Raw genomic sequence first — 18,974 nt, forward strand, 5'->3', positions numbered from 1 at the left:
TTGATAGCTGCGAGCTGATCGTGCCGATCGCCATGGACGAGAAGCTGCGCTTCGCCATCCGTGAAGGCGGCCGCACCATCGGTGCTGGCGTCGTCGTCACCATTATAGAATGATCGGCGCCGGCATTGCCGGTCGATGCGAAAGGGCGGTCTTCGGGCCGCCTTTTTCGCTTACTGACTCGAGGCAGAACAATCTTGCGCGGGTGTTTCAAAGCTATTGCAACCACCATTGCCGCAACTATTATAGGTTGCATCAAGGGGGCTTTTGCCAAGCGTGGTTTCGGGACGCCGTTTAGATAGCGTGGCAAGGTGGTGGCGCGGGCTGCTGGTTATTGCCATGGCGATGGCTGCCTTCGCCGCAAAGGCCGAGGATGTCTTCCCGAAATGGTCCGATCCGACGACTTGGACCGATCCGAAGCTATTATCCGATGATCTCTCGCCGATGCGATTCGTCGTCGTGCGCAGCAACGCGACCGGCTGCGAGTCTAACTGTCCGGAATGGATTTCGGCAGAAGGCGCCATCGAAGCGGGCACGCCAGCGCAGCTCAAGCGCATATTGAAGACGCTCGGCCGCCGCAAACTGCCGATCATCGTCAATTCCCCGGGCGGCAATGTCGATGCTGCGCTCCAGCTTGGTCGAATAATCCGCAAAAACAAGCTCGATATCGCCGTCGGTACGACCAAGTTTTCCGATTGTTGGCCCGGGATGAAAGATTGCCGGGCCAATGACGGCAAGGGCGCAGCATATTTCGGCATTGCGTCTGACGGGGGTGCCATGTGCAACTCCGCATGTCCGCTGATGTTTGCCGGAGGCGTCGGACGCGTGGTCGGCGGTTGGGCCTATCTAGGCGTCCATCAGATCACTACGACCTATTTCCGCACAACACGGCACTATCGAACCACCTATCGAGTTGTGCGGGGCAAAAAATATAGGATCACCACAGAAACCATCACTCAAGACAATGCCGGCTACAAGACCTATGAGATGAGCAAGGCGCTTGAGAGGAAACTTTCGGCCTATCTCAGGGACATGGGTGTCGGACGGGGCGTAATCGACAGAATGAAGGCCACGCCCGCCAGCGACATCCGGCAGATCGCCCTCGACGACATGCTGACGATGAAGCTGATCACCAGCAGGGACTCCCTCGACATACTTACGCAGGCGGGCATATGCCAGCGGAGTCCTGCGCCGCCGAACTGCAGGGAGGTCCCTGCGAATGCCAAGCCGGCCAAGGTGGCAGCAATCGAAGCGAAGGCCGGACCGTCTCAGCCGGCTCAAGTCCCACTTTCTCAGCTGGCCAAGGAGGCACCTGCTCAGCCGGTCGAGGCAGTGCCAGGAAACGAGGCGCCGGACAAGGGCTTCATACTCGTTCGCGGCAGCGATCCGATGTGCGAGCCCCACTGCCCGGAATGGATGTGGGCTCGGCCGCTCGTGGCAGTGCCGGGGAACGGGGCACCCGAGATGCGCTTCGTTGTGGTTCGCCGCAGCAATTCGTCCTGCAATCCCGACTGCCCGGAATGGATCTCGGCACAAGGCGTAATCACGAGCCAAACCCCGCAGAAGCTGGGCCAGTTGCTCGCTACGCTTGGCAGCCGGCGGCTGCCTATAGTGGTGAGCTCGCGAGGCGGCGACTTGTTCAGCGCTCTGGCGATGGGGCGACTTATCCGTGAAAAGAAGCTCGACGTCGCCGTTGCCCGTACCGATTTCGTTGGCTGCGACCCGGAAGAGTGGAATTGCTTGGCCAAAGATGGCGCCTATGCCGGAGTGGCCAGCGATGCGAAAGGCGACTGCGATTCGTCCTGCGCGCTGATGCTGGCTGGGGGCGTCAGGCGGCTTGTCGGTCCACGGGCGCTACTCAGCCTTTACCTGATGGGACAAGCCCAGCTGATCAAGGCTTACCTTGACGAGATGGCAATCAACCGTGATCTGTTCATGACGCTTCAGCGCATTTCGGTCGAGCGTCAGCTCGAACCTGACGTGATGCTGAGGGCCGGACTGACGACTGGGCCGCAATCAGTGGACGAGCTGACCGGTGCCACCCTGTGCAGATCGGTGCCGAAGCCTGACAATTGCCGCGTGGTGCTCTCGCCTAATGCGCAGGCCGAGGCGCCCGCCAAATTGTAGGGGCGCGTCGGTTTCGGAAGCTGGCCATCGAGACAGGTTGAGCGATGCTGGATGTTTCCGCTATCGTCCGGCGTGGTAGAAGACCAGCCAGGCGAGGGATCGCAAATGAGCCAGGACGTCCCGACATTGTTCGAATGGGCCGGCGGCACCGAAGCGCTGAACCGCCTGACCCAGACCTTCTACGACAACGTCTCTCGGGATCCCATTGTCGGGCCGGTGTTCAAGCATATGTCGGCGGACCATCCGGCCCACGTCGCGGCCTTCATCGGCGAAGTTTTCGGTGGACCGAAAACCTACAGCGAAAAGCATGGCGGCCATCGCGAAATGGTGATGCATCACCTCGGCAAGCATCTGACGGAGGAGCAGCGCCGGCGCTGGATCAATCTCCTAGCCGACGCCGCCGACGAGATCGGGCTGCCTGACGATCCCGAATTCCGCTCGGCCTTCATGGCCTATATCGAATGGGGATCGCGGCTGGCCAAGATGAACTCCAACAAAGGTCCGACCTGCGATCCCGAGGCGGAACCAATGCCGGTCTGGGGTTGGGGCGTGCCGGGCGGCCCCTACAAGCCGCCTTCGGGAAACTGACCGGGCGCGAATCGGTCGAAACCCTGCCGGCCAGGAAAACGGGTGGCTATGGAGGTCTCGGTCCTCCAGGCTAACGGTTTAAAGTCGCCGTCGACTGGCGGGGCCACACTGAAAAACCGGAGGCTTTGCGATGAGATCGGAAGGCAAGAAAAATTCAGGCAGCACCTTTGACGGCAACCGCGGAACCCGAAATCCGTTCGGTGTCATGGATGTCCCCACTCCCGACGACGAGGAGGTGTCGGCGTTCGCCGCCGGCGTAAAACTGGAGGGAGCTGCAAGCGATGAAAACGCCGAAGCCTGGGGCACCGAAAGCGACCGCGACCGCAACGACACCATCGAAGGCAGGTGGTCCAGCCGATGGAACGGCGGTGCCGATCCCACGATTCCAGGCGACAGCAAGGGTAAATGGAAGTCTGGCCGGGGCGAGGTGAAGACCGCGGGAGAGAGAGTTTACCTGCTGTTCGATTGGCATGATGGCGTGCGCAAGGGGCTCATTGATGCGCGGCGCGAGGGTGCGAAAGGGCTGGTTGGAAAATATATCAATCTGACCGACCCAAAAATCGTGCGTCCCTGGGTCGGTTTGGTCGTCAGCAATCAACGGATCGACGGGAAATGGCCGGGAGGACGCCTGGACTTTCGAAGATGAAGGCTGGGCAGCGCACGTCGCTCTTTACAGAGCGCGCGGAAGCTTTTAGGAAGCGCCTGCTGCGCCGACATGCGCATACGGGCATAGCTCAGTTGGTAGAGCGGCGGTCTCCAAAACCGCAGGTCGTAGGTTCGAGCCCTGCTGCCCGTGCCATTCCTTCGAATGGATACCTAAAAAACGATTCTTTTGCAGCGCAGCCTTTGAAAACCGGCTTGTGACTTGCCATATAGCATAAGTTGCGGCATAAGGGCCGCATAGCCGGGACGGGACGACTGGATGGTTCCGAGGCGGCGTTTGGTCATAAAGCGGACACTTGCCACTTGCGTGGATCAAGAATCGGTTTTATGTAGACGAAACAGACACGCGACGCGTGGAGCTGGGAAGCCGGCTTTACGCGTCTGATTTGCATGGGCGAAATGATTGCGCTGATTCGGCGCGAACGCACGCTCAAGCGGCACGTCCCGGCCAGCGGGATCATCCAGGAGACCCGGCCAACGGGTCTTGCAGACAGAGCGGCATATGGCTTCGAAAACCACAAATCCTTTCACCTTTCTCCAGCAGGTTCGCGCGGAGACTGCCAAGGTCACTTGGCCGTCGCGGCGCGAAACGGTGATCTCGACGGTGATGGTCCTTGTGTTCGCGGTCATCGCGATGATCTTTTTCTTTACCGCAGACGTGGCCATGGGCTTTGCGGTCGAAAAAATCCTCGGCCTCGGACAGTAAGTCCGGCGATTACGGAGAAGTCTTAAAATGACCGCGCGGTGGTACATCGTCCACGCCTACTCGAACTTTGAAAAGAAGGTCGCCGAGGACATCGAGAACAAGGCCAAGCAGAAGGGCCTGTCCGCCGACATCGAGCAGATCGTGGTGCCGACCGAGAAGGTCGTCGAGATCCGCCGCGGCCGCAAGGTCGATGCCGAGCGCAAGTTCTTTCCGGGCTATGTGCTGTTGAAGGCCAATCTGACCGATGCCGTGTTCTCGCTCGTCAAGAACACGCCGAAGGTCACCGGGTTCCTGGGCGACTCCAAGCCGGTGCCGATCACCGAAGCCGAAGCCCAGCGTATCCTGAACCAGGTTCAGGAAGGCGTCGAGCGGCCGAAGCCGTCGGTGACGTTCGAGATCGGCGAAGCGATCCGCGTTTCGGATGGACCATTCGCGTCGTTCAACGGTTTCGTCCAGGAAGTGGACGAGGAGCGGGCGCGGCTCAAGGTGGAAGTATCGATCTTCGGGCGCGCCGTGCCGGTCGATCTGGAATTCGGACAGGTCGAGAAGGGCTGATCCGAAATCCCTGCACCGGTTTCGGCGGCAGGGAAGGCGGCGCGGAGATCGCGCGGCCAAAACGGGTGGGAGGCGAATGCGGCTTTAGCCGGCCGCGCGGACCGCACCACCAGACTGCAACCGCCGGCAAGACCGGCATGAGAAAAGGCAGGAAGAGAGATGGCTAAGAAAATTGCAGGCCAGCTCAAGCTCCAGGTTTCCGCGGGATCGGCGACGCCGTCGCCCCCGATCGGCCCGGCGCTTGGTCAGCGTGGCATCAACATCATGGAGTTCTGCAAGGCGTTCAACGCGCAGACCCAGGAAATGGAAAAGGGCTCGCCGGTTCCGGTCGTCATCACCTACTACCAGGACAAGTCGTTCACCTTCGTCATGAAGACGCCGCCGGTGAGCTACTTCCTGAAGAAGGCCGCGAACCTGAAGTCGGGCTCGAAGGAGCCGGGCAAGGTCAAGGCCGGCACGATCGGCCGCGACAAGGTGCGCGCCATCGCCGAGCAGAAGATGAAGGATCTGAACGCAAACGACGTCGAGGCGGCCATGCGCATGGTCGAGGGCTCCGCCCGCTCGATGGGTCTGGAAGTGGTGGGCTGAGATCATGGCAAAGATTGCAAAGCGTGTATCGCAGACCCGCGAAGGCATCGATCCCAACAAGGCTTACGCTTTGGGTGAGGCGCTGAAGCTGCTCAAGGATCGCTCCTCGGTGAAGTTCGACGAGACCATCGAAGTCGCGATGAACCTCGGCGTCGACCCCCGCCATGCCGACCAGATGGTCCGCGGCGTGGTCAACCTGCCGAACGGCACCGGCCGCAGCGTTCGCGTCGCCGTGTTCGCGCGCGGTGACAAGGCCGAGGAGGCCAAGGCCGCCGGCGCCGACATCGTCGGAGCCGAGGATCTGGTCGACATCGTCCAGAAGGGCACGATCGACTTCGACCGCTGCATCGCCACGCCGGACATGATGCCGCTGGTCGGCCGTCTCGGCAAGGTGCTCGGCCCGCGCGGCATGATGCCGAACCCGAAGGTCGGCACCGTCACCACCGACGTGGCCGCCGCCGTGAAGGCATCGAAGGGCGGCGCCGTCGAGTTCCGCGTCGAGAAGGCCGGCATCGTTCATGCCGGCGTCGGCAAGGTCTCGTTCGACGTCAAGGCGCTGGAAGAGAACGTCCGCGCCTTCGCTGATGCGGTGACCAGGGCAAAGCCGGCTGGTGCCAAGGGCAATTACGTCAAGAAGGTGTCGGTCACCTCGACGATGGGCCCGGGCCTCAAGCTCGACGTCTCGACGCTCGCAGCGCCCTGATACGAACAATTGGATCGGCCGCTAAAACGCTGATCCGTGAAAGAATTCCGGGCCTCCGACCTGTCGGCGGCCCGGTACCGGAAGTCGAAAGGCTTCCGGACATCCTGTCCGAGATTGCAGGCGGCCCCCAAGCCTTAGGTGATGTGGGCCTTAATTCATGTGGGCCTGCATGAGACGGGTGAAGACCGGACAAAGGAGCGAACGCTCCAATGAAAGGTTCGAACCGTGTTTGCCTTTTGTCTGCGCACCGTCCGGCTTGCCGGCAGGTGTGGCGAAAGGGGGCAGGATCCTCGAGCGTCGTTCGGGAGATCCGTTACTGGATGGCCCGGCCGGCAAAAGGCAACCCGACGCCTGTCCTTCGTAGAGGGCAGGGGTCAACTGGAGATAGGCAGTGGACAGAGCGGAAAAACGCGAACTCGTCACGGGCCTGAATGATGCGTTCTCAAGCGCTGGTTCAGTCGTCGTGGCCCACTACGCCGGTATCACCGTCGCGCAAATGAACGACCTTCGGTCGAAAATGCGCGCCGCCGGTGGCACCGTCAAAGTCGCGAAGAACCGTCTCGCCAAAATCGCTCTTCAGGGCACGGACTCCGCATCGATCATCGAGCTGTTCAAGGGACAGACGCTGATCGCCTATTCGGAGGATCCGATTGCGGCGCCGAAGGTCGCGTCCGATTTCGCCAAGGGAAATGACAAGCTCGTCATTCTCGGCGGCGCAATGGGCACCACCTCGCTCAACGCCGACGGTGTGAAGGCACTCGCCACACTTCCGTCGCTCGATGAGCTGCGCGCCAGGCTGGTTGGCATGATCGCCACGCCGGCAACCCGGATCGCCCAGATCGTCAATGCGCCTGCGGCTTCGGTCGCGCGCGTCATCGGCGCTTACGCCCGGAAGGACGAGGCGGCATGAGGCCGTTCCTCGCTATCACAAACACACGTTCGAACCTTATGAAGGAACATTGCAATGGCTGATCTGGCAAAGATCGTAGACGACCTTTCGAAGCTGACCGTCCTCGAGGCGGCCGAGCTGTCGAAGCTTCTTGAAGAAAAGTGGGGCGTTTCCGCCGCTGCTCCGGTGGCGGTTGCCGCTGCCGGCGGCGCCGCGGCCGCTGCTGCTCCGGTCGAGGAAAAGACGGAATTCGACGTCGTCCTCACCGAAGCAGGCGCTCAGAAGATCAACGTCATCAAGGAAGTTCGCGCCATCACCGGTCTTGGCCTCAAGGAAGCCAAGGACCTGGTCGAGGCGGCTCCGAAGCCGGTCAAGGAAGCCGTTTCCAAGGCCGACGCGGACAAGTTCAAGGCCCAGCTGGAAGCAGCCGGCGCCAAGGTCGAACTGAAGTAAGCGTTGAGTACCGGCGGCCGGCGGCGCGCCGCCCGCCACTCCCTTCACGTCGAGGGGAGGCTCATGGCGCGAAGAGTGCGAAAACCTCTTTCCTGAGGGCCGCAAACCGGCCTTCAGGAAACGGGTTTTCTCCCGTTTCTGGCCCACCGCCAATTGGTGGTGGGTGAAAAGACAAGAAGCCGCCGACAGGCGGCGGGCAACAAGACAGGGCCGCCGAGGTGGCCCGAGATGCAAGGCGAGCCGCGGCGAGGCTCGTCCCGAGAATTGAGCTAAGGAGCGACGATGGCCCAGACCCAGACTTTCAATGGCCGCAGACGCGTACGCAAGTTTTTCGGTAAGATCCCGGAAGTTGCGGAGATGCCGAACCTGATCGAGGTTCAGAAGGCATCCTATGACCAGTTCCTGATGGTGGAGGAGCCCAAGGGTGGGCGTCCTGACGAGGGGCTGCAGGCAGTTTTCAAGTCGGTCTTCCCGATTTCCGATTTTTCCGGCTCCTCGATGCTGGAATTCGTGAAATACGAGTTCGAAGGACCGAAATTCGACGTTGACGAATGCCGTCAGCGCGACCTGACCTATGCGGCGCCGCTCAAGGTGACGCTGCGCCTCATCGTGTTCGATATCGACGAGGATACCGGCGCGAAGTCGATCAAGGACATCAAGGAGCAGGACGTCTACATGGGCGACATGCCGCTCATGACCTTGAACGGCACCTTCATCGTCAACGGCACCGAGCGCGTCATCGTCTCGCAGATGCACCGTTCGCCGGGCGTCTTTTTCGACCATGACAAGGGCAAGTCGCACTCGTCCGGCAAGCTTCTGTTTGCCGCGCGGGTCATTCCCTATCGCGGCTCGTGGCTCGACATCGAGTTCGATAGCAAGGACGTCGTGCACGCCCGTATCGACCGCCGCCGCAAGATTCCGGTGACGTCGCTGCTGATGGCGCTCGGCATGGACGGCGAAGAGATCCTGTCGACCTTCTACAACAAAATCACCTACAAGCGCGCCGGCGACCATTGGCGCATTCCCTTCAACGTCGAGCGTTTCCGCGGCCTCAAGGCCGTTGGTGACCTGGTTGACGCCGACACCGGCGAGGTCGTCGTCGAGGCCGGCAAGAAGATCACTGCCCGCCAGGCCAGGGCGCTTGGCGAAAAAGGTCTCAAGGCGATCAAGGCGACCGACGAGGATCTGCTCGGCAACTACCTTGCCGAGGACATCGTCAACTATGGCACCGGCGAGATTTTCCTCGAAGCCGGCGACGAGATCGATGAAAAGACGCTGAAAGTGCTTCTCGGCACCGGCGATGACGAGATCAAGGTTCTCGACATCGATCACGTCAATGTCGGCGCCTATATCCGCAACACGCTCAACGTCGACAAAAACGAGAGCCGCCAGGACGCGCTGTTCGACATCTACCGCGTCATGCGCCCCGGTGAGCCGCCGACGCTCGAGACCGCCGAAGCCATGTTCAACTCGCTGTTTTTCGACAGCGAGCGCTATGATCTTTCTGCCGTCGGCCGCGTCAAGATGAACATGCGCCTCGAACTCAAGGCCGAGGATACCGTGCGCGTGCTGCGCAAGGACGACATCCTGGCCGTGGTCAAGACGCTGGTCGAACTGCGCGACGGCAAGGGCGAGATCGACGACATCGACAATCTCGGCAACCGCCGCGTGCGCTCGGTCGGCGAGCTGATGGAGAACCAGTACCGCGTCGGCCTGCTGCGCATGGAGCGCGCGATCAAGGAACGTATGTCCTCGATCGAGATCGACACGGTGATGCCGCAGGACCTGATCAACGCCAAGCCGGCGGCTGCCGCCGTGCGCGAGTTCTTCGGTTCCTCGCAGCTGTCGCAGTTCATGGATCAGACCAACCCGCTGTCGGAGATCACCCACAAGCGCCGCCTGTCGGCGCTTGGACCGGGCGGCCTGACCCGCGAGCGTGCCGGGTTCGAGGTGCGCGACGTGCACCCGACGCATTACGGCCGCATCTGCCCGATCGAGACGCCGGAAGGCCCGAATATCGGCCTGATCAACTCGCTTGCGACCTTCGCGCGTGTCAACAAATACGGCTTCATCGAGAGCCCGTACCGCAAGATCGTCAACGGCAAGCTGACCAATGAGGTCGTCTACCTGTCGGCTATGGAAGAGGCCAAGCACCACGTCGCGCAGGCCAATGCCGAGCTCGACAAGAATGGTCATTTCGTCGACGAATTCGTCATTTGCCGTAACGCCGGCGAAGTGATGATGGCGCCGCGCGAAAACGTCGATCTGATGGACGTGTCGCCGAAGCAGATGGTGTCGGTGGCCGCGGCCCTGATTCCGTTCCTTGAGAACGACGACGCCAACCGCGCGCTGATGGGCTCGAACATGCAGCGTCAGGCCGTGCCGCTGGTGCGCGCCGAAGCGCCGTTCGTCGGCACCGGCATGGAGCCGATCGTCGCCCGTGACTCGGGCGCCGCCATCGGCGCCCGCCGCGGCGGCATCGTCGACCAGGTGGACGCGACGCGTATCGTCATCCGCGCCACGGAAGATCTCGATCCCGGCAAGTCCGGCGTCGATATCTACCGGCTGATGAAGTTCCAGCGTTCGAACCAGAACACCTGCATCAACCAGCGTCCGCTGGTGCGCATGGGCGACCGGGTCAACAAGGGCGACATCATCGCCGACGGCCCGTCGACCGAGCTCGGTGATCTGGCCCTCGGCCGCAACGTGCTGGTCGCGTTCATGCCGTGGAATGGCTACAACTACGAGGATTCCATCCTCTTGTCCGAGCGCATCGTCGCCGACGACGTCTTCACCTCGATCCACATCGAGGAGTTCGAAGTCATGGCCCGCGACACCAAGCTCGGGCCGGAGGAGATCACGCGCGATATCCCGAACGTCTCGGAAGAAGCGCTGAAGAACCTCGATGAGGCCGGCATCGTCTACATTGGTGCGGAAGTGCAGCCGGGCGACATCCTGGTCGGCAAGATCACGCCGAAGGGCGAAAGCCCGATGACGCCGGAAGAAAAGCTGCTGCGCGCCATCTTCGGTGAAAAGGCCTCGGACGTGCGCGATACCTCCATGCGCATGCCTCCGGGAACCTTCGGCACCGTCGTCGAAGTGCGCGTCTTCAACCGCCACGGTGTCGAGAAGGACGAGCGCGCCATGGCGATCGAGCGCGAGGAGATCGAACGCCTCGCCAAGGACCGCGACGACGAGCAGGCGATCCTCGACCGTAACGTCTATTCGCGCCTTTCCGACGTTCTCGTCGGCAAGGAGGCGATTGCCGGGCCGAAGGGCTTCAAGAAGGGCTCGAAGCTGTCGAAGGACACGCTCGACGAGTATCCGCGTTCGCAGTGGTGGCAGTTTGCCGTGGAGAACGAAAAGCTCCAGAGCGAACTGGAAGCCCTGCGTGGCCAGTACGACGATTCCAAGAAGGCGCTCGAGCAGCGCTTCATGGACAAGGTCGAGAAGGTGCAGCGCGGCGACGAGATGCCTCCGGGCGTCATGAAGATGGTCAAGGTCTTCGTGGCCGTGAAGCGCAAGATGCAGCCCGGCGACAAGATGGCCGGCCGGCACGGCAACAAGGGTGTCGTGTCGCGGATCGTTCCGGTCGAGGACATGCCTTTCCTCGAGGACGGCACGCATGCCGACATCGTGCTCAACCCGCTGGGTGTGCCGAGCCGCATGAATGTCGGCCAGATCCTGGAAACGCATCTGGGCTGGGCTTGCGCCGGAATGGGCAAGAAGATCGGCGATCTGATCGATGCGTACAAGACGGCGGGCGACATCAAGCCGCTGCGCAAGACGCTTGAGAGCTTCATGCCGGCCAATGACCGCAACGAGCCGGTCCGCGAATATGACGACGAGAGCATCGTTCGCCTCAGCGAGCAGATGCGCCGCGGCGTCTCCATCGCGACACCGGTGTTCGACGGCGCGCACGAGGCCGACATCAACATCATGCTGGAGCAGGCGGGCCTGCACACCAGCGGTCAGTCGCAGCTCTATGACGGACGCACCGGCGAACCGTTCGATCGCAAAGTGACGATGGGCTACATATATATGCTCAAGCTTCACCACCTTGTGGACGACAAGATCCACGCGCGTTCGATCGGGCCGTACTCGCTCGTTACCCAGCAGCCGCTGGGCGGCAAGGCGCAGTTCGGTGGCCAGCGCTTTGGCGAGATGGAGGTCTGGGCGCTTGAAGCGTACGGCGCCGCCTACACGCTGCAGGAGATGCTGACGGTGAAGTCGGATGACGTCGCCGGCCGCACCAAGGTCTACGAGGCGATCGTCAGAGGCGACGACACATTCGAGGCCGGCATCCCCGAGAGCTTCAACGTTCTCGTTAAGGAAATGCGGTCTCTCGGCCTCAATGTCGAGTTGGAGAACACCAAGCTCGACGACAACCCGATCCGGCTGCCCGACGCGGCCGAGTAAGCAAGACGTCCGGCCGCGGCCTTCCCGCGACCGGACGCACCAAATTCTCGGCCGATGGCCGATCAAGTCGGCGGGCGTTTGGCCCGCGCTAGATGCAAGGGGTTTTCGAAGACCCCGAAAAGGAGAACGGCATGAACCAAGAGGTCATGAATCTCTTCAACCCCCAGGCGCCTGCGCAGGTGTTCGATTCCATCCGGATCTCGCTTGCCAGCCCTGAGAAGATTCTGTCCTGGTCATTCGGCGAGATCAAGAAGCCGGAGACCATCAACTACCGCACCTTCAAGCCGGAGCGTGACGGCCTGTTCTGCGCGCGCATTTTTGGTCCGATCAAGGACTATGAGTGCCTGTGCGGCAAGTACAAGCGCATGAAGTACAAGGGCGTCATCTGCGAGAAGTGCGGCGTCGAAGTCACGCTGTCGCGCGTCCGCCGCGAGCGCATGGGCCATATCGAGCTGGCGGCACCGGTCGCCCACATCTGGTTCCTGAAGTCGCTGCCGTCGCGCATCGGCACGCTGCTCGACATGACCCTGAAGGACATCGAGCGGGTCCTTTACTTCGAGAACTACATCGTCACCGAACCCGGCCTCACCGCGCTGAAGGAGCACCAGCTGCTCAGCGAGGAAGAGTACATGATGGCCGTCGACGAATATGGCGAGGATAGTTTCACCGCCATGATCGGCGCCGAGGCGATCCACGACCTGCTGGCCGGCATGGACCTCGAGAAGATCGCCGGCGATCTGCGTTCGGAACTGGCTTCGACCACCTCCGCGCTCAATCAGAAGAAGTATCTGAAGCGTCTCAAGGTCGTCGAGAACTTCATGGAATCCGGCAACCGTCCGGAATGGATGATCATGAAGGTGGTTCCGGTGATCCCGCCGGATCTGCGTCCGCTTGTCCCGCTGGACGGCGGCCGTTTCGCTACGTCGGATCTGAACGACCTCTACCGCCGCGTCATCAACCGCAACAACCGCTTGAAGCGGCTGATCGAGCTGCGCGCGCCCGGCATCATCGTGCGCAATGAAAAGCGCATGCTGCAGGAAGCCGTCGATGCGCTGTTCGACAATGGCCGCCGCGGCCGCGTCATCACCGGCGCCAACAAGCGTCCGCTGAAGTCGCTGTCCGACATGTTGAAGGGCAAGCAGGGCCGGTTCCGCCAGAACCTGCTCGGCAAGCGCGTCGACTATTCCGGCCGCTCGGTCATCGTCACCGGTCCCGAGCTCAAGCTGCACCAGTGCGGCCTGCCGAAGAAGATGGCGCTCGAGCTGTTTAAGCCCTTCATCTACGCCCGTCTCGACGCCAAGGGTTACTCCTCGACCGTCAAGCAGGCGAAGAAGCTGGTCGAAAAGGAGCGTCCGGAGGTCTGGGATATCCTCGACGAGGTCATCCGCGAGCATCCGGTGCTGTTGAACCGCGCGCCGACGCTGCACCGCCTCGGCATCCAGGCGTTCGAGCCGATCCTGATCGAAGGCAAGGCGATCCAGCTTCACCCGCTGGTCTGCACGGCCTTCAACGCCGACTTCGACGGCGACCAGATGGCGGTCCACGTGCCGCTGTCACTGGAAGCGCAGCTCGAGGCTCGCGTGCTGATGATGTCGACCAACAACATCCTGCACCCGGCTTCCGGCGCGCCGATCATCGTCCCGTCGCAGGACATGGTTCTCGGTCTCTACTATCTGTCGATCGTCAACCAGAACGAGCCGGGCGAGGGCATGGTGTTTGCCGATATGGGCGAGCTCCAGCATGCGCTCGAGACCAAGGCGGTAACGCTGCATTCCAAGATCAAGGGGCGCTTCCGCACGGTCGACGCCGACGGTAAGGTCGTATCGAAGATCCACGACACCACGCCTGGCCGCATGATCATCGGCGAGCTGCTGCCGAAGAACGTCAACGTGCCCTACGAGACCGCCAACCAGGAGATGACCAAGAAGAACATCTCCAAGATGATCGACACCGTCTACCGCCATTGCGGTCAGAAGGAGACGGTCATTTTCTGCGATCGCATCATGGCTCTCGGCTTCAGCCACGCCTGCCGTGCCGGCATTTCGTTCGGCAAGGACGACATGCTGATCCCGGATGCCAAGATCAAGCTGGTGTCCGACACCGAGGCTTTGGCCAAGGAATACGAGCAGCAGTACAATGACGGCCTGATCACCCAGGGCGAGAAGTACAACAAGGTCGTCGACGCCTGGGCCAAGTGCTCGGAAAAGGTCGCCGACGAAATGATGGCCCGCATCAAGGCGGTCGAGTTCGAGGACAACGGCCGTCAGAAGCCGATGAACTCGATCTACATGATGTCGCACTCCGGTGCGCGCGGCTCGCCCACCCAGATGCGCCAGCTCGCCGGCATGCGCGGCCTGATGGCCAAGCCTAGCGGTGAAATCATTGAGACGCCGATCATCTCGAACTTCAAGGAAGGCCTGACCGTGCTCGAGTACTTCAACTCGACCCACGGCGCCCGCAAGGGTCTGGCCGACACCGCCTTGAAGACGGCGAACTCGGGTTACCTGACGCGTCGTCTTGTCGACGTGGCGCAGGACTGCATCGTCAACTCGCTCGACTGCGGCACCGACAAGGGCCTCACCATGCAGCCGATCGTCGATGCCGGTCAGGTCGTCGCTTCGGTTGGTCAGCGCGTTCTCGGCCGCACCTCGCTCGACGATATCACTCACCCGGTCACCGGCGAGGTTCTGGTCAAGGCCGGAACGCTGATGGACGAGCGTGACGTGGAACTGATCGAAAAGGCCGGTGTGCAGTCTGTCCGCATCCGTTCGGCGCTAACCTGCGAGGTCAGGGTCGGCGTTTGCGCGGTCTGTTACGGACGCGATCTGGCCCGCGGCACGCCTGTCAACCAGGGCGAGGCTGTCGGCGTCATCGCGGCGCAGTCGATTGGCGAGCCGGGCACCCAGCTCACCATGCGTACCTTCCACATGGGCGGCACGGCGCAGGTGGTGGATTCCTCGTTCCTTGAAGCCTCGTACGAGGGCAAGGTCGAGATCCGCAACCGCAACGTGGTGCGCAACTCCGACGGCCAGCTGATGGTCATGGGTCGCAACATGGCGGTGCTGATCCTCGACGAGGCCGGCAAGGAACGCGCCACGCACCGCGTCACCTACGGTTCGCGCATCTTCGTCGACGATGGCGACAAGGTGAAGCGCGGCCAGCGTATTGCCGAGTGGGATCCCTATACCCGCCCGGTCCTCACCGAAATCGAGGGCAGGGTGGCGTTCGAAGATCTGGTCGATGGCATTTCCGTTCAGGAAACCGCCGACGAATCGACCGGCATCACCAAGCGCGAGGTCATCGACTGGCGTTCGACGCCACGCGGCAACGACCTCAAGCCGGCGATCGTCGTCCAGGATGCCAAGGGCAAGGTCGGCAAGCTGTCGAAGGGTGGCGACGCCCGCTTCCTGCTCTCGGTCGAGGCCATTCTTTCGGTCGAACCCGGCGCACAGGTTCGCCCCGGCGACGTGCTGGCGCGTATTCCGATGGAAAGCGCCAAGACCAAGGACATCACCGGCGGTCTGCCGCGTGTGGCCGAACTGTTCGAGGCACGCCGTCCGAAGGATCACGCCATCATCGCCGAGATCGATGGCACGATCCGCTTCGGTCGCGACTACAAGAACAAGCGCCGCATCATCATCGAGCCGCATGACTCGACGCTTGAGCCGGTCGAATACCTGATCCCGAAGGGCAAGCCGTTCCATCTCCAGGACGGCGACGTCATCGAGAAGGGCGACTATATCCTCGACGGCAATCCGGCGCCGCACGACATCCTGGCGATCAAGGGCGTGGAGGCGCTTGCCTCCTACCTCGTCAACGAGATCCAGGAGGTCTACCGCCTGCAGGGCGTGTCGATCAACGACAAGCACATCGAGGTGATCGTTCGCCAGATGCTGCAGAAGGTCGAGATCACCACGCAGGGCGATTCGACCTACATTCCGGGCGACCACGTCGACGTGATCGAACTGGAAGAGGTCAACGAGCGCCTGGTCGAGGAGGGCAAGAAGCCGGCCGAAGGCCAGCCGGTGCTGCTGGGCATCACCAAGGCCTCGCTGCAGACGCCGTCCTTCATCTCCGCCGCCTCCTTCCAGGAGACGACGAGGGTGCTGACCGAAGCTGCGGTTGCCGGCAAGACCGACATGCTGCAGGGGCTGAAGGAAAACGTCATCGTCGGCCGGCTCATCCCGGCCGGCACCGGCGGCACGATGAGCCAGATCCGGCGCATCGCCACCTCGCGCGACGAGTTGATCATCGACGAGCGCCGCAAGGCGTCCGGCGTCGAGGTCGCCGAGCCGATGCTGACCGACATGGTTACCGCCGCGCAGTAAGCGCGCAAGTAAGAGAAGATAGAAAAGGGGCCCAAGTGGCCCCTTTTCGCATTGTGGTTCCCCAATCGGATCGGAGGACAACGGATGAGCAGGAGGATCTGGGCTTCTGTCGACGGCTACATTGTCGAGGCTCTTTTCGAGGCGGATCCCGCCCTCGATGCCGTTCTGGCGGCCAACCATGACCACGGCCTACCGCCGATCGATGTTTCCCCGGCACAAGGCAAGCTGCTGTCACTTCTTGCGCGAATGCAGGGAGCGAAGAAGGTACTCGAAATCGGCACGTTGGGCGGCTATTCGACAATCTGGATGGCGCGAGCGTTGCCCGTGGACGGCAAGGTCGTGACGCTCGAGCTTGATCCGCACCACGCCAGTGTCGCGCGGTCGAACTTTGAACGGGCAGGGGTATCTGACCGCGTGGAACTGCGGGTCGGACCGGCGCTTCAATCGCTTGCCGCGTTAGGCGCCGAGAATGCCGGGCCGTTCGACTTCATCTTCATCGACGCCGACAAGCCGAACAACCAGCACTATCTGTCCTGGGCGATGCGTCTTTCGAGGCCGGGGACTGTCATCGTCTGCGACAATGTCATCCGTGACGGCGCGGTGGTGAACGAAGATGGCCGCGACGCCAATGTCGAAGGGGCACGCGCGGCGTTCTCGTTCATTGGCAGCGACAAGCGTCTGCAAGGTACCGCGATCCAGACTGTTGGCGCCAAGGGCTATGACGGCTTTGCAATAGCGATCGTCAGTTGAAGCTGCCACCGGCGGCTGGCTTTTTAAGGAATCGGCAATTGAACGAGGCGACCATCTGGGAATTGATCAACACTGGCCGAGATCGTATGAGCTTTGGGCAGCGAAGGCTTTGGGACCTGATCAAGATCGATCCGGAAGAATGGCTGCATCACTCTCCTGCTGGGAGTGATCATCGCATCTGGGTCGTAGCGTTGATCGGCCGGAGCGTGATTTCTTACAATGACATTGAAGGTGGTTTCGGCCGCTCAAATTTCATTCGATATGGAGAAATCACCGAGCTTGGCTGGGGGCAGGCCGATCTCGAGGTGGCGGTTCAACATGTCATGAGCGAACTTGAACAAGGACACCGGACGGCTCCCGTTGCTTCTGCGCCTCGTCCGGGAGAATTCCTGGACCGCAAGCCAAGATGATCCGGAACATTCAAGGTCGCTCTACCGGGGTCAGTGTCAGTCAAAAAAAGCTTCGACCACATTGCGCTTGCCGAGCATGAAGGCGTCGGCGACGTGCTGGAGCGGCGCGAGGTCGACGTCGGAAACGCCGGCGCGCACGATCTCGGCGAAGCGCTTGTAGAGCATCGGATATTCGGCTTCCGGCTCCTCGTGAACGACGCGGCCATCGATGGCGAGCTTTGAGCCGCCGCCAGAAAGCACCATCGATCCGGCCTCGGTATCGGCCAGGATGTCCCAGCTTTGCGGCCCGGTCTGGCGCCAGTCGAGTTCCATCGTCACCGGCAGACCGTTCGAAGTACGGAAGACGATATGGGCGGCGATCGGGGCCGCGCGGTTTTCGGGGAAATCGAGCTCTGCCGAACTGATGAACATCGGTGGCAGGATGTGGGTGGCGATCGACAGCGCGTTGATGCCGGGATCGAAGACGCCAAAGCCGCCGGGAGCCCAGATCCATTCCTGATTCGGATGCCAGCGGCGCACGTCTTCCTTCCAGTTGATGGCGGCCGACCTGATCGTAGTCGAGCTGAGGAATGTACGCGCTGCTTCGACGGCCGGCGCATAGCGCGAGTGCCAGCTGGCGAACAGGCAGACGCCGTTCGCCACTGCCAGCGCTTTCAAATCCTCGACCTCGCTGACCGTGGCGCCGGGCGGTTTTTCCAGGAAGACATGCTTTTTCGCCGCCAGCGCCGTGCGCGCGGCGTCGTAGCGGAACTGCGGCGGCATGCAGAGCGATACGGCCTCAAGCTCCGGCACAGTGTCGAGCATCGCCTCGATATCGGGAAAATTCGCAATGCCGTCCACCTTGCCGTGCCGGCTGGCGGCGGCGACGAGGCGGTAGTCGCGGTCCTTCGCCAGGGCCGGAAGGTGCTGATCGCGAACGATCTTTCCCACGCCGACAATGCCGAGCTTGATGGGATCGCTATTCAGGGACATGGGGACTCCGCAGGTTGATATTGCGCTTGGTTCTTAGCAGAGAACCGATGCCGGGCAAGCAGGGCGAGACCGCGACAATCACATGGCTGGTCAGATCGGCACATCGAACGTCACGATCGACACTTCGCCTTCGAGCGCGCCCTGATAGGCGGACAGATGCGGTTCCTCGTCGGGCACGCCGTCCATGTCGCCGATCTGGTCGAGCTCGGCCTCGGCATAACCTTCCGCGGCAAGCGATTCGAGAGCGCGGCGCACAGCCGAATCGTCGTCCGGCGCGACCAGCATCACATGCACGCCTTCCGGCTTGCCGCCTTTGCGCTTCCACACCCGGCCGGTAATAATGGTGACCGGGCGCTCCTCATTGTCATTCACGGGTTCGTACCTCCGGGCGAGGGGGTTTGGGCTGTTCATGCCGCCTTTTCGCACGAAGCATGGCCTGGAAACAGCCGCAAGCCGGTCACTTTCTGCCTTCCTCTTGAAAAACGGCGCAAGAAAATTACATGCATTTTTCCCATGGCTGCTACGCCTCGGTTTCAGCGCAATATTTGCCGCTCCGGGGTTGACGGACAGTGGCCATACGAGTAGAAGCCGCCCAGTCAGAACCGATGTGAGGCTCTTGCTTCCGAAGCGACACGCTTTGGAGTTTGCCTCAAACAGGGTTCGTTTTACGAGCGAAAAGACATTTCCGGCGTGCATGAAGCGGCTTCCGCTTCCTCTGCCATTTGTTCGGGCAAGACCGCGAGGCGCGGTTTGTGGCCCGAATTTGCGTATGGAAATGACGCTTTGAGCGGCCCTGACCGGGCGAGACACGGAATTGAGAGACAAG

The 18,974-nt window shown here is 61.8% G+C and carries 15 protein-coding genes, 1 tRNA gene and 1 pseudogene; 15 read left to right on the forward strand and 2 right to left on the reverse strand.

The window, feature by feature from the left end; genetic code table 11:
- Positions 1-14: 14 nt before the first annotated feature.
- From NKH91_RS18040 to NKH91_RS18110, 15 genes and pseudogenes are all read left to right on the forward strand, one after another.
- Positions 15-113: pseudogene (locus tag NKH91_RS18040) on the forward strand (EF-Tu C-terminal domain-related protein); the annotation flags it as partial.
- 328 nt (positions 114-441) lie between these two features.
- Positions 442-2,124, forward strand: a complete 1,683-nt coding sequence (locus tag NKH91_RS18045; protein ID WP_502899003.1) for a COG3904 family protein — start codon at positions 442-444, stop codon at positions 2,122-2,124.
- 105 nt (positions 2,125-2,229) lie between these two features.
- On the forward strand, positions 2,230-2,712 hold the full coding sequence (locus tag NKH91_RS18050; RefSeq protein WP_023721633.1) for a group II truncated hemoglobin: 483 nt from the start codon (positions 2,230-2,232) through the stop codon (positions 2,710-2,712).
- A 130-nt stretch (positions 2,713-2,842) separates the two neighbouring features.
- Positions 2,843-3,358, forward strand: coding sequence for a hypothetical protein (locus NKH91_RS18055; RefSeq protein WP_352844900.1), 516 nt, complete (start codon positions 2,843-2,845; stop codon positions 3,356-3,358).
- A 77-nt stretch (positions 3,359-3,435) separates the two neighbouring features.
- A tRNA-Trp gene (locus tag NKH91_RS18060) sits at positions 3,436-3,511 on the forward strand.
- A gap of 366 nt (positions 3,512-3,877) precedes the next feature.
- The gene (gene secE, locus NKH91_RS18065) at positions 3,878-4,081 is read left to right on the forward strand and encodes a preprotein translocase subunit SecE (RefSeq protein WP_023721668.1); all 204 of its coding nucleotides are present in this window, start codon (positions 3,878-3,880) and stop codon (positions 4,079-4,081) included.
- A 27-nt stretch (positions 4,082-4,108) separates the two neighbouring features.
- Positions 4,109-4,636, forward strand: coding sequence for a transcription termination/antitermination protein NusG (nusG, locus tag NKH91_RS18070; RefSeq protein ID WP_006333333.1), 528 nt, complete (start codon positions 4,109-4,111; stop codon positions 4,634-4,636).
- A gap of 159 nt (positions 4,637-4,795) precedes the next feature.
- Positions 4,796-5,224 (forward strand): 50S ribosomal protein L11, encoded by a 429-nt coding sequence (gene rplK / locus NKH91_RS18075; protein ID WP_023680440.1) that lies wholly within the window; start codon positions 4,796-4,798, stop codon positions 5,222-5,224.
- A 4-nt stretch (positions 5,225-5,228) separates the two neighbouring features.
- A complete protein-coding gene (rplA, locus tag NKH91_RS18080) occupies positions 5,229-5,927 on the forward strand; it encodes a 50S ribosomal protein L1 (protein ID WP_352844898.1) in 699 nt (232 codons plus the stop codon).
- A 391-nt stretch (positions 5,928-6,318) separates the two neighbouring features.
- A complete protein-coding gene (gene rplJ / locus NKH91_RS18085) occupies positions 6,319-6,837 on the forward strand; it encodes a 50S ribosomal protein L10 (protein ID WP_008875657.1) in 519 nt (172 codons plus the stop codon).
- 54 nt (positions 6,838-6,891) lie between these two features.
- Positions 6,892-7,269, forward strand: coding sequence for a 50S ribosomal protein L7/L12 (rplL, locus tag NKH91_RS18090; protein WP_023680442.1), 378 nt, complete (start codon positions 6,892-6,894; stop codon positions 7,267-7,269).
- A 282-nt stretch (positions 7,270-7,551) separates the two neighbouring features.
- Positions 7,552-11,688, forward strand: a complete 4,137-nt coding sequence (rpoB, locus tag NKH91_RS18095; protein WP_352496503.1) for a DNA-directed RNA polymerase subunit beta — start codon at positions 7,552-7,554, stop codon at positions 11,686-11,688.
- Between the two features lie 131 nt (positions 11,689-11,819).
- Entirely contained in the window at positions 11,820-16,016 is a 4,197-nt protein-coding gene (rpoC, locus tag NKH91_RS18100; RefSeq protein ID WP_352950986.1) for a DNA-directed RNA polymerase subunit beta', read from the forward strand.
- Positions 16,017-16,100: 84 nt separating this feature from the next.
- On the forward strand, positions 16,101-16,766 hold the full coding sequence (locus NKH91_RS18105) for an O-methyltransferase (protein WP_023721672.1): 666 nt from the start codon (positions 16,101-16,103) through the stop codon (positions 16,764-16,766).
- A gap of 38 nt (positions 16,767-16,804) precedes the next feature.
- Complete coding sequence (locus tag NKH91_RS18110) at positions 16,805-17,176, forward strand: hypothetical protein (RefSeq protein ID WP_023721673.1); 372 nt, start codon at positions 16,805-16,807, stop codon at positions 17,174-17,176.
- A gap of 36 nt (positions 17,177-17,212) precedes the next feature.
- Here NKH91_RS18110 and NKH91_RS18115 read toward each other — a convergent pair whose 3' ends face one another.
- Together NKH91_RS18115 and NKH91_RS18120 are read right to left on the reverse strand one after the other, a co-directional pair.
- The gene (locus NKH91_RS18115; RefSeq protein ID WP_352844896.1) at positions 17,213-18,148 is read right to left on the reverse strand and encodes a Gfo/Idh/MocA family protein; all 936 of its coding nucleotides are present in this window, start codon (positions 18,146-18,148) and stop codon (positions 17,213-17,215) included.
- 90 nt (positions 18,149-18,238) lie between these two features.
- Complete coding sequence (locus tag NKH91_RS18120) at positions 18,239-18,520, reverse strand: transcriptional regulator (RefSeq protein WP_023680447.1); 282 nt, start codon at positions 18,518-18,520, stop codon at positions 18,239-18,241.
- Positions 18,521-18,974: the final 454 nt, after the last annotated feature.

Origin of the sequence: Mesorhizobium sp. M0894, assembly GCF_040319725.1 — a bacterium.
Lineage (GTDB): Bacteria > Pseudomonadota > Alphaproteobacteria > Rhizobiales > Rhizobiaceae > Mesorhizobium.